Source organism: Brevibacillus sp. AG162 (genome assembly GCF_006715575.1).
Classification (GTDB): domain Bacteria; phylum Bacillota; class Bacilli; order Brevibacillales; family Brevibacillaceae; genus Brevibacillus; species Brevibacillus brevis.
Genome location: NZ_VFNO01000005.1, coordinates 41189 through 55386, shown reverse-complemented (window position 1 = coordinate 55386; position 14198 = coordinate 41189). Strand labels below are relative to the sequence as shown.

Here is a 14198-nt window from a genome sequence, read left to right as displayed (position 1 = left end):
ACTGCTGACAAGGGTGTTTGAATCGATTATAATTACCCTAATTTATCGATAAATCCCTATAAAGAAAGAGGAGAGTGGAGAGAGATGGCACACGATCAAATCGAAACGATGCGCAAGCAGATAGACGAGATCAATCTGCAAATTCTGGAATTGATCAACAAACGGGCTACCTTGGTTCAAGAGCTCGGCAAAGAAAAAGAAAAACAGGGCAGCAACCGTTTTGACCCAGAGCGCGAGCGCCAAATGCTCAATCTGCTCGTTGAAAACAATAAAGGTCCTTTCAATGACAATGCGATTCGTCATTTGTTCAAACAAATTTTCCAAGTTTCATTAGATCTGCAAGACGACGATAAGAAAAAAGTACTCCTCGTTAGCCGTAAGAAAAAGGCAGAGGATACTGTTATCACGGTAAAAGGCGTAGAGTTCGGAGGAAAAAATCCGATTCTCATCGCAGGTCCTTGCTCCGTGGAAAGCTACGAGCAAGTAAGAGCAGTAGCAGAAAACCACGCAAAACGCGGACTGCGTACACTGCGCGGCGGTGCGTACAAGCCTCGTACTTCGCCATACGACTTCCAAGGTCTGGGTGAAGAGGGCTTGCAAATCCTCAAGCGTATCGGGGATGAATTCAACCTCGTGACGATCAGTGAAATCGTGACGCCAGCAGATCTTGAGATGGCGACGAAATACATCGATGTCATCCAAATCGGAGCACGCAATATGCAAAACTTCGAGCTGCTGAAGGCGGCAGGTCGTGTAAACAAGCCAATCCTCTTGAAGCGTGGCCTCTCTGCTACGATTGAAGAGTTCATCTACGCGGCAGAGTACATCCTGTCCGAAGGCAACACACAAGTCATGCTGTGCGAGCGTGGAATCCGCACGTATGAAAAAGCGACACGCAATACGCTCGATATTTCTGCCGTACCACTCCTCAAGCAAGAGACGCACTTGCCAGTGTTTGTAGACGTGACGCACTCTACAGGCCGTCGTGATCTGCTCTTGCCTTGCGCGAAAGCAGGTTTCGCAGTCGGTTCTGATGGAATCATGGTAGAGGTTCACCCAGATCCAGATGTGGCACTGTCTGATGCGAAGCAACAGTTGAACATTCCACAGTTCAACGAGTTCGTTGATGAACTGCTCGCTTCTGGCCTGTACAAAGGCGAGATTGTGGCAACGAGAGCATAAGAATACCTTTCGGGTACGTTTTGAGGGTCCTTCCTGCGCGCGGGAGGACCTTTCTTATTTGACGAACCATTGGCGACCAAGTAAGCTAGAACTACGTGCTGATATTGGTGAAGGAGGATAGACCATATGGAAGACAACCATCAATGCTGCTCGACTGATCGGTCCACCGAAAGGCCGGATAAAATCAAGTCTAATCTCATCTCCCGTCTCAATCGGGTAGAGGGACAAGTTCGCGGAATTCGCGGAATGGTAGAGAAGGATGTCTACTGCGACGACATTCTCAATCAAATTGCAGCTGTGCAATCTGCACTGAATGCGGTTGGGAAAATGCTCCTCGAAGGACATATGAAAAGCTGTGTGATGGATCGGATTCAGCAGGGTGACCATGAAGTGATTGATGAGCTGTTGAAAACGATGAACAAACTCATGAAGTAACGGGTGCGAAAGCCGTCAAAAACGATTGCAACGGCATACGGCTTGTCGTATCATAGGTGCATATATTTATGAAAACGCTTATGAAAACCAAAAAATAGGGAAATGAGGGTGCATGATGCCGGTTACTATATACGACGTAGCAAGAGAAGCGGGGGTGTCGATGGCGACAGTTTCCCGCGTAGTCAACGGGAATCCCAACGTAAAGCCTTTGACCCGAAAAAAGGTATTGGCTGCGATTGAGCGCTTGGGATATCGACCAAATGCGGTTGCTCGTGGACTCGCCAGCAAAAAAACGACAACAGTTGGTGTCATCATCCCGGATATCTCCAGTTTGTTTTTCTCCGAATTGGCGCGGGGGATTGAAGATATCGCCACCATGTACAAATACAACATCATCCTGTGTAACTCTGACCAACGGATGGAAAAGGAATTGCAGCTCATTAATACCTTGCTCGAAAAGCAGGTGGACGGGCTTCTGTTCCTGGGCGCAGAAATCAAAGAAGATCATTTGCAGGCATTGACTAGCACGTCTGTACCGACTGTACTGGCCGCGACTCGCGATGCGGACAACGTACTGCCGTCAGTTAGCATTGACCACTTCCAAGCCGCATACGATGCGACGGAAGCATTGGTTGCGCGCGGGCACAAGCGCATTGCGATGATTGCCGGTCCTGCAAACGATCCATTGGCAGGGTTGATGCGCTATGAAGGCTATAAAAAGGCGCTGAAAGATGCAGGTATCGAGCTGGATGAAGAGCTGATTGCAACAGGCAACTACTTTTATGAATCTGGCTTGTCCACTACAAAAGCTTTTCTGGCCCTTAAAAATCCTCCTACGGCGATTTTCGCAGCAAATGATGAGATGGCTATTGGCGCGATCCACGCCATTCAAGATTCTGGTTTGAACGTGCCAGGTGACATCGAAGTCATTGGTCACGATAATATTCGTCTGGTCGAAATGGTACGTCCGCGACTGACTTCTGTCGTACAGCCAATGTATGATATTGGTGCGGTGGCGATGCGCCTGTTGACCAAGTACATGAATAACGAGAATGTCGAAGAGCATGTCGTGCTGTTGCCGCATCGAATTGAGTATCGGGAGAGCACAAAGCCGTAAGCAAGCTTAAGCGAATTGGGACGTAGGCAATTGACAGCAAGAGGGGGATGGGAAATGCGTTACGGAATTATCGGCGCGATGGATGAAGAAATCGCGCTTTACTTGGAAGCGATGCAAGAGACGACTGCTGCCACCAAAGCAGGCATTACCTATTACACAGGTAAAATGGAAGGCAAGGATGTCGTGCTGTGCAAATCAGGTGTCGGCAAGGTGAATGCTGCCGTGACGACACAAATCCTCATCGATTCATTCCAAGTGGAGCGTGTCATTTTCACAGGTGTGGCAGGAGCTGTTCATCCTGAGTTAAATATCGGTGACATTGTGGTTTCAACGGATTGTATCCAACATGACATTGATGTGACACCGCTTGGCTTTGAACCAGGACAGATTCCGTTTACAGAGCAATGGACTTGGCAAGCGGATGCGGGACTGATGCAGCAAGCGATCGATGCGGGCAAGGAGCTGGAAGCGGGAGTTCAAGTAGTGAGCGGGCGTATCTTGTCCGGTGACCAGTTCGTTGCCAGCCGGGAAAAGGTGCAATGGCTGTATGAACAGTTTGCAGCACACTGTACCGAAATGGAAGGGGCATCTGTTGGACAAGTATGTGCGATGAATGGTGTACCGTTTGTCGTTGTACGTTCCATGTCGGATAAAGCGGACGGCTCCGCGCATGTAAACTTCGTGGAATTTACCAAGCTGGCTTCCCAGCGCTCCTACGCGATTGTCCGTAACATGCTGACAGCTTCTCAAGCATCGACAGCTGCGGGAGTGATCGTCTACTCGACGAAAAACTGTGTGGATTGCGACATGGTTAAGAATTGGCTGACAGCAAAAGGTGTTTCCTTTGAAGTGCGCGATGTCATGACGAGTCGTGCTTATCAAGAGGAAGTGGAGCGCTTTGGCTTCATGGGTGTCCCTGTAACAGTGGTAGGAGATAAAGCGGTAAAAGGCTTTGCACCCTCTGAGCTGGAAGAGCTTGTGAACTAGCGTTTTGGAATAGTGAAAGCGTGCTGACCAGTACCCAAAGGTACAAGGGCTGCACGCTTTTTTTATTGGAAAGTATAAGATTTTGCCATCTGACTACTGTGGTGGGAAAGTAGTAGTTGTGACATTATGAAAGAAAACATTCACGATGTCGTATTTGATGTTGTGAAGATCGTCCCTCAGTTTATGCTGGTAAGGATGATCGAGGATGATCTTAGAAGGTACTGATAAACCAACAAAGCTGGTGAAAAGAAAAAGTACAGGGCTCGCAGACCTTGACAGCGCCTACTCAGTCGGAACTTCAAAAAGAGGACCACTGTTGTCGAACACTTCTTCTTTGAGGAACTTCCGCCCGTAGGGTGGCTTTGGCTCGACGGTCCTCTTTTTGAAGTGGAGACGGGCAGTGAATCACCCATACTGGTGTGTCAGAGTCGAAGAGAACTGTGCTTTTTCTACTCCTCCACTATGTTGACTCAAACCAGAAGGACCTTCATTGTTTCTCTAATGGTCTTTCTTACTTCTTGGAGCCAATTGGTGCGTACAGCATCGCACGTTCTAGCGTAAGCCGATTTTTTTCCGTGATCTCTGCTCGTCGTGGGATTATTGGGAATGGTTCGTCAAAAAGCCGAGGCGGCAAGGGCAAATCCGTCTCTGGTTGCCAGCGGTTGAGCCAGGCTTCGGGAAGATCACCGTCCACAAGAGGCTGATCGCTCATCTCACTCCATACCAGCGTCCACGCCCGTGGCACCACCCGCCAAATATCGTAGCCCCCGCCCCCTACAGCGATCCAGCGACCGTCGCAATATTCATGAGCGAGGCGGTGAGCAAGCCTGGGGATGGCTTGATAAATCTTCATCGAGCAAGACAAATGGGTGAGGGGATCGTACGCATGAGCGTCACAGCCATTTTGTGTCAGGATGACATCAGGCTTGAAGCCAGCCGCTAGCTTTGACACCAGCTCCTCATACACTTCCAGAAAAGAATCGTCTTCCGTGAAGGCATCGAGCGGAACGTTGACAGAATAACCGTAACCGCTTCCATCTCCACGTTCAGACAAATTGCCTGTTCCCGGGAAGAGATACTTCCCCGTTTCGTGAATGGATACAGTCAGTACATGAGGGTCATCGTAAAAAGCCCACTGTACCCCATCTCCATGATGGGCATCTGTGTCGATATACAGCACGCGCGCATTCCAGTTTTTACGCAAATAAGCGATCGCGACGGAGCAATCATTGTAGATACAAAATCCAGAGGCGCGTCCACGAAAGGCATGGTGCAATCCTCCGGCGGGATTGAAGGCGTGTTCTGCCTGTCCACTCATAACCGCGTCCACTGCGTTTAACGTACCTCCAACGATCAGCGAGGACGCTTCATGCATGTTCGAAAAACAGGGAACATCCTCTGTTCCCAAGCCATAACTGGCTGCCTGCGGAAGCTCGTGTTCACTATGGCCCTGATCGCGAACAAATTGGATATAACGTGGGTCATGCACCAGGGCGAGTTCTTCATCTGTCGCCGGTCGGGGAGTCAGGATGTCTGAGTCTTTGAGTATTCCGTAACTGCTCATCAGATCGTGTGTGAGGAGCAGACGACGCTGGTTGAACGGATGATCATCATGAAAATAATATTGCGTGTAGTCTGGAGAGTAGATCAGACGAGCATTTCGGCTCACTGGAATATCCCTCCTTCCCTAGGGCCGATTACGGAAAAGCCTTTTTCAAGGAGCAATTGCGTCACGATACGAGGATCAATTGTCTGTACCCGAAAAACAAGGTTCTTTTTTGCGGGCTGTTTCCCAGGAAAGACCACGACGCTCGTGACATTTACTTGTGCATCGCGAAAGACTTGACTGACTTCTGCCAGCATGCCAACGCGGTCATCCACTTCGACTTCGATATGGGAGCTAGGTTTGTTAACGCCGAACAGTTCGATCAAGCTGGAGAAAAGATCCGATTCTGTGATCAATCCTACGAGCCGATTCCCTTCGACGATGGGTAGTGAGCCGATTTTGTGCTCGTATAGTTGGAGGGCTGCGTCTTCGATGAAATCCAGAGGGTGGGCAGTGATGACTTGTTGGTTCATGATATTGGCTACAGGCTTGTGCAGGACGGTGTCGTCATCGTCATGCGTCAGCAGGCGAGAGGGGAGAGCGTCTCGCAGATCACGGTCCGAGACAATGCCTACGAGTGAGTCGTTTTCAATGACAGGCAAATGCCTGATTCTGTTTGCGCGGAGGAGAAGAAGCGCTTCTCCGATGGTAGTGGATGGCTGGATCGTGACAATTTTTTTCCGCATAATCTCTTCAATACGCATAAGAGTGACCTCCTGGAATCAAAAGGCATCCAAACTAGTAAAGAAAACGATTTTGAAACCGCATAGCATCAAAGGCAACGACTGTTTCTGGTGGTACACGCTTGCCGATTTTTGCCATGAGACAGTTGGCGGGATGTGAGCATATTTCCGGATCGTCTGTCGCCATCCAGCTCAGTCCTGCGCTGCCCATGACCTTTTCCATGACCTTTCTGTATTGCCATACATCGAGTCCTGTTCCTTTCAAATCCCAATGCCAGTAATACTCGGTAGTAATAATGACGTAGTCTTCCATGGCGTCGTCCAAGAAGGCGACTTCCAGCAGCTTTTTGCCTACGCCACCCGCCCTCACTTTATGACTGATTTCAATCGCCCCCAGCTCCAGCAAATCGGGCAGTTGAGCTTGTGACCATCGCTCCAGTGGATCGGGGTGCAGAAAGGTCACGTAGCCGAGGACAAGGTCGCCTTCGCGAGCAATAATAATGCGCCCTTCAGGCAAATCAGCGATTTCGATGAGAGCTTCATGCTGCTGTTCAGGGATACGAAAAGCTTTCAGCCCCTCATCAAAGCGTAATGAGGCCAGATGACTTCCTGTAATCGGTCCTTCGACGAGCAGCTCCCTGTTGTTCACCATTAGACTCAATGAATGATAGCGTTTGACGTGCTCCATCAGTTCCCCCCCTTACGTTTGTAGAAAAACAGAGATGGCGTCTAACCATCTCTGTCAGTTGTCATTCCAGTTTATTCTGTGGTGTTGGCAGTTACGATGTTAGAATGTGGCGATTCTCCGTAACTGTTGACTGCGGTAATGTAATAGGTGCTGCCATTCGGTACGTCTGCTGCGTGTGTAAAGGTTGTGCTAGAGACTGTACCGAGTAGCAAATAGCCGCTTGCTGAGTCTGGGCTAAAATATACGTTGTACATCTGCTCAGACGAGCTGCTTCCTTTCCACTGTAGCTGCCAACCGTTTGGCGTATTCTTGATGGACAAGGATTTCGGAGCAGCAGGTGGTGAAGCGGAATCTGTGTCTGTATTCGTGCCTCCTGATCCATCTGCTGGGTTAGTCGCAGTTCCATCTGGATCTGTTTGACCATTCCCGTTATTGTCCGTCGGATTCGGGATGCCTGTTTCCGTACCTTGGTTCGGATCAGGCAACTGCCATGTCTGTGTAGAACCGACAGAAGCGATTGCGGAAGGCTGCGATTCATTGCCAGCGATATCCACAGAAGTGACATAATAGCCTAAATCGCCATGGGTTGCAGTCGTATCGGCAAAAGTCAATTCGGATGGATCTTTCACAGTCGCTACTTTGACAAAGCCGTTCTGCACATCAGCGCGGTAGATGCGATAACCGACCAAGTCAGCTTCCTTGGCTGATTGCCAGGTAAGCGTAATTTGCTTGCCTGAGCCTGTAGCTGTTACACCGCTTGGCGAAGCTGGCGCTCCACCTGCCTCTGTGCGAGGGTCTTCCTTGTCAGGCAGGCGTTGCTCCCAATCCGGTGGTTGGGTGGCGACCCTACTGTTTTTCGCTTGAATTTGCTCCTTGGTTGGAAGCGGGTCAGGTGAGCGGTAGAAGACGCCTTCGGTAACAAAATCTTCAGGTGTCCCTTCCTTCGCCAAATACCGTTCGCCATTATACGTAATGACGCGTGCTTTTTGGTGGGCATCGTCCACCTTTGTCGGAACGAATTTGCTGTTGAATATATCAGTGATCAAATGGCCAGCTTCTTTTGAAAGCTCACTCGGCAAAAGACCTGATTTCGAGTCAACAGTCGCACTGACAATTCCTGCCGGCTTTTTAAAGGTGGAGTCAGGAGGTGAAAGGTTCGGATGCTTCGCAATGACATCCTTCATGACCTTACCCCATACGACCATCGGAACATATTTGTCCGCGTCTGGCATTGGATATGGCTCGTCAAAGCCAACCCATACCCCCATGGACAGCTCTGGCGTGTAACCGACGAAATAGAGGTCGTTGCTGTTGTTCGTAGTTCCGGTTTTACCTGCCACATCGACTTTGCGCGGCACGTATTTGCGGATGTGCGTACCTGTACCGTTATTGACAACGGAACGCATCAAATCAGTGATCAAGTAAGCTGTTTGCTCGCTGTACACTTGCACAGGTTTGGTTTCATGGCGATAAATGACTTTTCCAGTGTTATCTTCAATTCGGTCAATCAGATAGGCATCCACGAAAGAACCGTGATTTGCGAATGTCCCATAAGCGTTTGTAATTTCCTCGACAGTTGTTCCGTAGGTAAGACCGCCAATTACGCCAGTGGCTGCATAGTTGTCAGCATCCACCAATGTTGTGATTCCCATTTTCTTCACGTATTCGAGAGCCGTTGGAATGCCAACTTTCAAATACGTCTTGATCGCCGGAATGTTCCAGGACATCCGCAGCGCTTCACGGGCACTCATCATCCCTTGCCATTTGTTGTTCCAGTTCTTAGGTAAATGGGAACCGTTCTGGCCGTCAGCGAGTAGCACCGGAGCGTCATCGATTGGGGATGCTGGCTGGAGCAATCCCAGTTCAAAAGCAGGAGCATAAGCTGCAAGTGGCTTCATGGCCGAACCAGGCTGGCGTGGTACAGTGGCGTGGTTTGTCTGTTCCACCTTGAAGTCACGTCCCCCGATCATGCCGAGGATGGCTCCTGTTTTGTTGTGAATCAGCATTGCGCCGACTTCTTCCAGAGCATTTTCGATTTTTTCTGTTTTGCCGTTAGAGCGACGAATCGTATAGGTGCGATTCTTACCGAAGTTTTTCGGATCGGCTGCAACAGCCTGCATGATGTCATATACGCTCTTGTCGATTGTGGTATGTATCTTGTACCCTTTTCGCAGGATGTCGCGACGTTTCTCTTCAACCAGCTGTCGGTATTCGTTGCGGCCGATGGTTGATTTGTCTCGACCTTTTTCCAAGAGGTCTGCGTCCACAAGCTGACGTGCGGCACGATCTTCAATTTCCATCATCAAGAAAGGTACTTCTCGATAAGCTTGCTGCGTCGGCTTTGCCAGCTGTGCCTTCAAATCACTGGCGAGAGCTCCATCATATTGGGTTTGTGTAATGTAGCCATTTTCCAGCATGCGATCCAACACCATTTTTTGGCGTTCCTTCCCGCGCTGATAGCTTTCTGCACGGAATGGAGAGTAGGCGCCTGGGTTTTGAATCATGCCCGCAAGATACGAACCCTCAGCGAGCCCGAGCTCTTTTACATCTTTGCCAAAAATCCCTTTCGCGGCAGCCTGAACGCCGTATACGTTTGATCCGTTGGCGTTTTTTCCGAAGTAAATTTCGTTCATGTAGGCTTCCAGTATCTGATCCTTGGAAAACATGCGCTCGATCCGAATCGCGGTAAAGATTTCACGGGCCTTACGGGTGTGACTAACTTCAGCAGAAAGGATTGTATTTTTTACAAGCTGCTGTGTAATCGTACTACCACCTGTTACGACAGGCTGGTTGGTAAATTCCTGAATCGCTCCGCGCATGGTGGATTGAAGCGAAACTCCGGAGTGGTGGTAGTAGTTATGGTCCTCAGTTGCGATGATGGCATTAATCAAATAGGGAGAAACGTCTGCTTTCTTCACCAAACGTCGATCGCCTTCTTCGGCCCGCAATTGGCCGATCAGAGAGCCGTCGTTGTAGTAGGCGAATCCAGTCAGATAGTTGGTGAAGATTTTATTCTCCAGTTCCTCCTTGCTGCGCACAGGCTCGTCCTTCACGAGTGCGGCAACATAACCTGTCACGATTCCTCCCGCGACTGCAGCTCCCATTAGCCCTAGTACGAAGACGATTTGGATAATGACCCAAAACGTCCTGCCACGGCTTCTGCGTCGCTTTTTTTTCGTCGATTCAGAGGAAGATGTGTGGTTATTCGACATAGTCTACGACCCCCTAGCATACCACCTGATTATACCATACGAGGAACCTAGAGGATAGAAGATGCGTAGGAGATAGCAAAATGTGTCAAAAACCGTTGAAAATTGTCAACGGCATGTGAGTGATTGCGTTTCAAAGACATGGTTAAGTTTACAGAGCGGGATCAGAAAATAGATTTCATAGGAGGAGACAAATGAACATAGGAGCGGGCGAAAGCGTGGCATAAAGCAAATATGAATACATAAAAAAAGAGTAGGCCGACAAGCGGCACTACTCTTTTTCTTTTTATCCTCAGACGATTAACGGCTGTAGAACTCAACGATCAGAACTTCGTTGATTTCAGCTGGCATTTCTTCACGGTCTGGCAGACGAGTGAAGGTACCTTCAGCAGCAGCATCGTTGAATGTAACGTAGTTCGGCAGGAAAGTGCGGCTTTCCAGAGCGTCCTTGATCAATTGCAGACCACGGGACTTTTCACGAATGGAGATTACATCACCCGGTTGTACGCGGTAGGATGGGATGTTTACTTTTTTGCCGTTTACCAGGAAGTGACCATGGTTTACCAACTGACGAGCAGCTGGGCGAGTTGGAGCAAAGCCCATGCGGTATACCAGGTTGTCCAGACGGGATTCCAGCAATTTCATGAAGTTTTCGCCCACTACGCCAGCCATTTTGCTAGCATTGTCGAAAGTGCGGCGGAATTGTTTTTCGTTAAGGCCAAACATGTGGCGCAGTTTTTGCTTTTCTTGCAACTGGATTCCGTACTCGCTCAGTTTACGACGGTTGTTGTGACCGTGTTGACCTGGAGGGAAGTTGCGTTTGATGTCTTTTCCTGTACCATCGAGGGAGATACCCAGACGACGAGCCAGTTTGTGACGAGGTCCTGTGTAACGTGACATGTTTTCATTCTCCTTTAATATGGATTCGCAGGTGTTTACTTCCGGCAGGTTAGTTCCTACTTTATCTACACGAACTTCGGACGGTAGCGTTTCCGCATCGTGCTCCTCACAGATGATCAGCCGCAGTCTGTAAAGGGAGGGAACTAAGAGGGTACATCCTTCCGTTTTTACCTACAATCAATGCTACCCTGTACACATACATTCAATAATACTAGGCGCGATATAGTAAAGTCAAGGGAAAAGAAGCGCGCCATCCGTCGCAAGAAGTGGGATGGATGGCGCTTTTTGGGTTTTATTTTCGCAACAAAGTAACCGGACCGTCTGGAGTATCCCGTTTTTCGAGGAAGCGGGTAAAAGTAATGGCTGCATCGGCACGGGGGACGAGGCTTTGCGGCTGGAACTTTTGTTTGTCGGTTGGCACGATACCGAGTGTAGTCGCAATGATGATCGAACCGCGGTACTTCGAATTGGCAATGTCTGAGAGCTGGGACTGGAACATGCCAGGGAAGTCCGTCAGTTTTTTGTAACCAAGTGCACGAACAATCATATCAGCCAGCTCTTCACGTGTAATCGTCTCATTTGGGTTCAGCTTGGAAGCATTTTTATCGAGAAGTCCTCGATCTACAGCACCTTCTACGGCTGAGAAGAAGCGCGAACCATTTGCCACATCGCTATAGGTGGCCTTTCGTTCCAGAGAGTACTCCGGATAGTGTCTGCCTTGGTTGAGACTGATCATGAGCATTTCAATCATTTCGCCGCGTGTAATCGGTTTTTGCGGCAGGATATTGCCGTTTTCTAGCGTTAGTGCGTCGTATTCATACATCAGCAGGAGTTCCTTCTCCGCTGGATGACCCTTTAAATCGGCAGGAGCCGGACGATGCAGCGCAATCGTTTTGCCAGTAGAGGTGGAGCTCCACTCGCCTGTTACAGCGTCAAGGTAATACGGCTGCTCAAACGGCGTCATTGTCGCGCGATAGACGATCTTGGCCGTTCGCTTCGGTGTGTAGGAAGGCTGCTCTTTTGCGCGTTTGGCATCCTCAGGAGTAAGAGGGACGAGGGCGTATACTGCCTCTGCTTTTGTCTCGGTCCACCACTTCTCGCTCGCTTCGGCAGCAGGCAGGTGCTTGGGAACTTGTGTCGGGTATGTTTCGCTGCCCAAATCAGCACTGTAACTCAGCAGATCACCTGTTTCTGTGTCAAACGTGAAGTAGGCAGAGCCGCTAGCTGCAGCAATTCCATTGATAAAACGCTCAAATCGGATCTGCGTCCGTTCGGAATCAACAACGGGTTGGTTTTCCTCTTCCACACGCTCTGTCCAGTAAAGCTGGTGGGCCATGGTTGGCGCCAAATCGCGAATCGTTTCCATCGCTTTTGCCTTGAGTTTTTCCATGTCTGGTTTTTTAGCAGCGGTTGTTTTTTCTTTATGGCTACGGAATTCCTTGTTCAATCGGTAGATGTCCCCGGTTACAGCATCCACGGAGACATACGCAAATCCGTCTTCGCTATTGCCTTTTTCACCGAATTCGAGATCCCAGACAGGACGGTTGCCACGGTAGTCTCTTTCATTGTAATTGGCAGAGCGAAGCTCGTAGTTGGACAAATTCAATGCTTTCGATGCCCATTGTACAGCTTCCTCTTGGGAGAGCGGTTGTCCGCTGCGGCGTGCAGGTAGGACTTTGCTGCTTACAGGCTCAGGATCTTTCGTTGGTTGATACGGGGTCAACGATTGTGTCAATGCTTTGCCAGTCTCTGCATCCATGTAGAAGGTGAAAGGATTCATATACCCTAGAGATGGCTTGTTATTTTGCGTCTCCACCCGATCCCACGGCAGCAGGTAAACTGGTTTTGGATTCGCTTGTTCTTTAAATAGTTTCTCGGCTTCTTCTTCCGAGATTTTCGTATCCGTATCCTCGAAAGTCACGTCGTTCCACGACAGAGAATAGTTGGTCACTGTGCCGGAAGCATCCACCGTGATATCTGCGCCGTTGTCGGGAAAGAGAATGCCGTCCACGTCACGAACAAAGCGGAAATTATAGAAGACTTCCGAGTTCAGCGGAGTTTTTGGCTCTGGCATATCGCGGGTATACAGTCTTGTTTCCGCTGCTTTTCCTGCATTGTTTTTCTCGAAAAAGCGCTTCGCCTGCTCTTGCGCCTCTGTATAGGAAATTCGTTTTGCATAGGGAAGCGAGGATGATTCCTGATCATGACGCGAATAGGAAGTCAGCTCGCCTGTATTGGCGTGAATACTGACGCTATAGGATAGAAGGGCTTTTCCGTTTTCTGGATCTTTCTTTACCCAACTAAACGACCATTCTGGAAATGGGCGCCAGCTATCCGCTGAACGAAAAGACACATTCTGCACCGTCATCCCAGCGGTAGGCACTATTTTTGTGGCGAGTGCCAAGGCTGCTTCCTTGGACAGCTTTGCTTTGGCTTGTGCCACAGAGTCTGATTGTGGCATAGTAGTCGCCATTTTATTGGTACTCACATGAGGTGATTGTGCATGCGCTTGTGCCACAGGCAGCAACAGACTGGCTGATAGAACAAATGAGCTAGACCGAATGATCCACGGTTTCATAGGAACCCCTCCAACGATGTCATATTCTTCTTATCACCTCTGACGAGAGGAAGTAAAAGTTCGTTTCAGTTCAAATCCATGAAAAAAAGAGTGTGGTATTTACAGAAAGGAATGAAATATAGGAATTTTGTACCAAATGTTTTTTTATCAATCTAGAATTGTGAACAGGCATCTTATATAATAAGAAATACTATCCACAGAATACAGACCGGTAAGGAGATAAATCGTTTTGGAAACCATCATGTATCTCATTCGTCATGGAGAGACGGAGTGGAATCAGATTCGTCGTATACAAGGCCACAGTGACATCGCATTGAACGAGCTCGGGGTACGCCAGGCCGAGCAAGTAGCAGACAGGTTCCAAGGCGAGACGATTCACGCTTTTTATTCGAGTGATCTCAGTCGTGCGCGTGATACGGCTGCCAAGATTGCTGGTAACTTCCAATCCTCTGTTTCTACGCGGACTACTTTGCGGGAGCGTTGCTATGGGGAGTGGGAGGGGCTTACCTATGAAGAAATACGTGAGCGATTTGAGAATCAGGATGAAGCCTCCTGTGGAATTGAGACATTCGAAGACATGCAGCGTCGAGCTGTAGCTGCCATGACAGAAATAGCAGGGAGCCATCCAGGTGAGGCGATTGTCGTTGTCTCGCATGGCGGTCTCATTAATAGCTTCTTGCATTATGTGACGGTAGGAGAACAAGGAACGGGGATCACACGTATCGATAATACCGGTATTACGATATTTCGGTATGTAGATCGCAGGTGGGAAGTTCTATCCGTTAATGATACAGACCATTTGAAAGCTTGAGA

The 14198-nt window shown here is 49.1% G+C and carries 11 protein-coding genes; 5 read left to right on the top strand and 6 right to left on the bottom strand.

What is annotated here, in order from left to right; genetic code table 11:
* Positions 1 to 84 precede the first annotated feature (84 nt).
* The 4 genes from FB479_RS16535 to FB479_RS16520 all read left to right on the top strand — a co-directional run bounded on the left by FB479_RS16535 (position 85) and on the right by FB479_RS16520 (position 3721).
* Positions 85 to 1182, top strand: coding sequence for a bifunctional 3-deoxy-7-phosphoheptulonate synthase/chorismate mutase (locus FB479_RS16535; RefSeq protein WP_047071919.1), 1098 nt, complete (start codon positions 85 to 87; stop codon positions 1180 to 1182).
* A gap of 126 nt (positions 1183 to 1308) precedes the next feature.
* The gene (locus FB479_RS16530) at positions 1309 to 1617 is read left to right on the top strand and encodes a metal-sensitive transcriptional regulator (RefSeq protein WP_007720961.1); all 309 of its coding nucleotides are present in this window, start codon (positions 1309 to 1311) and stop codon (positions 1615 to 1617) included.
* A gap of 115 nt (positions 1618 to 1732) precedes the next feature.
* Positions 1733 to 2734 (top strand): catabolite control protein A, encoded by a 1002-nt coding sequence (ccpA, locus tag FB479_RS16525; protein WP_106654568.1) that lies wholly within the window; start codon positions 1733 to 1735, stop codon positions 2732 to 2734.
* Between the two features lie 54 nt (positions 2735 to 2788).
* A complete protein-coding gene (locus FB479_RS16520) occupies positions 2789 to 3721 on the top strand; it encodes a 5'-methylthioadenosine/adenosylhomocysteine nucleosidase (protein ID WP_142066023.1) in 933 nt (310 codons plus the stop codon).
* A gap of 511 nt (positions 3722 to 4232) precedes the next feature.
* Here FB479_RS16520 and FB479_RS16510 read toward each other — a convergent pair.
* The 6 genes from FB479_RS16510 to FB479_RS16485 all read right to left on the bottom strand — a co-directional run bounded on the left by FB479_RS16510 (position 4233) and on the right by FB479_RS16485 (position 13385).
* A complete protein-coding gene (locus tag FB479_RS16510) occupies positions 4233 to 5390 on the bottom strand; it encodes an acetoin utilization protein AcuC (protein ID WP_142066022.1) in 1158 nt (385 codons plus the stop codon).
* Complete coding sequence (locus tag FB479_RS16505; RefSeq protein WP_142066021.1) at positions 5387 to 6031, bottom strand: CBS and ACT domain-containing protein; 645 nt, start codon at positions 6029 to 6031, stop codon at positions 5387 to 5389. The genes FB479_RS16510 and FB479_RS16505 overlap by 4 nt, the downstream gene beginning before the upstream one ends.
* Positions 6032 to 6065: 34 nt before the next feature.
* Complete coding sequence (locus tag FB479_RS16500; protein ID WP_106654572.1) at positions 6066 to 6698, bottom strand: N-acetyltransferase; 633 nt, start codon at positions 6696 to 6698, stop codon at positions 6066 to 6068.
* Positions 6699 to 6769: 71 nt separating this feature from the next.
* Entirely contained in the window at positions 6770 to 9910 is a 3141-nt protein-coding gene (locus FB479_RS16495) for a penicillin-binding protein 1A (protein ID WP_106654573.1), read from the bottom strand.
* A 297-nt stretch (positions 9911 to 10207) separates the two neighbouring features.
* Positions 10208 to 10807 (bottom strand): 30S ribosomal protein S4, encoded by a 600-nt coding sequence (gene rpsD / locus FB479_RS16490; RefSeq protein WP_016742106.1) that lies wholly within the window; start codon positions 10805 to 10807, stop codon positions 10208 to 10210.
* A 292-nt stretch (positions 10808 to 11099) separates the two neighbouring features.
* Positions 11100 to 13385 (bottom strand): YcdB/YcdC domain-containing protein, encoded by a 2286-nt coding sequence (locus FB479_RS16485; RefSeq protein WP_142066020.1) that lies wholly within the window; start codon positions 13383 to 13385, stop codon positions 11100 to 11102.
* A gap of 229 nt (positions 13386 to 13614) precedes the next feature.
* Between FB479_RS16485 and FB479_RS16480 the strand changes: the two genes are divergently transcribed.
* A complete protein-coding gene (locus FB479_RS16480; RefSeq protein ID WP_142066019.1) occupies positions 13615 to 14196 on the top strand; it encodes a histidine phosphatase family protein in 582 nt (193 codons plus the stop codon).
* Positions 14197 to 14198 lie beyond the last annotated feature (2 nt).

Excerpts from the sequence above, each read along its gene's own strand:
- FB479_RS16485 (WP_142066020.1), bottom strand. The coding sequence starts at position 13,385 with ATGAAACCGTGGATCATTCGGTCTAGCTCATTTGTTCTATCAGCCAGT.
- FB479_RS16505 (WP_142066021.1), bottom strand. The coding sequence starts at position 6,031 with ATGCGTATTGAAGAGATTATGCGGAAAAAAATTGTCACGATCCAGCCA.
- ccpA (WP_106654568.1), top strand. The coding sequence starts at position 1,733 with ATGCCGGTTACTATATACGACGTAGCAAGAGAAGCGGGGGTGTCGATG.
- rpsD (WP_016742106.1), bottom strand. The coding sequence starts at position 10,807 with ATGTCACGTTACACAGGACCTCGTCACAAACTGGCTCGTCGTCTGGGT.
- FB479_RS16520 (WP_142066023.1), top strand. The coding sequence starts at position 2,789 with ATGCGTTACGGAATTATCGGCGCGATGGATGAAGAAATCGCGCTTTAC.
- FB479_RS16535 (WP_047071919.1), top strand. The coding sequence starts at position 85 with ATGGCACACGATCAAATCGAAACGATGCGCAAGCAGATAGACGAGATC.
- FB479_RS16500 (WP_106654572.1), bottom strand. The coding sequence starts at position 6,698 with ATGGAGCACGTCAAACGCTATCATTCATTGAGTCTAATGGTGAACAAC.
- FB479_RS16495 (WP_106654573.1), bottom strand. The coding sequence starts at position 9,910 with ATGTCGAATAACCACACATCTTCCTCTGAATCGACGAAAAAAAAGCGA.
- FB479_RS16530 (WP_007720961.1), top strand. The coding sequence starts at position 1,309 with ATGGAAGACAACCATCAATGCTGCTCGACTGATCGGTCCACCGAAAGG.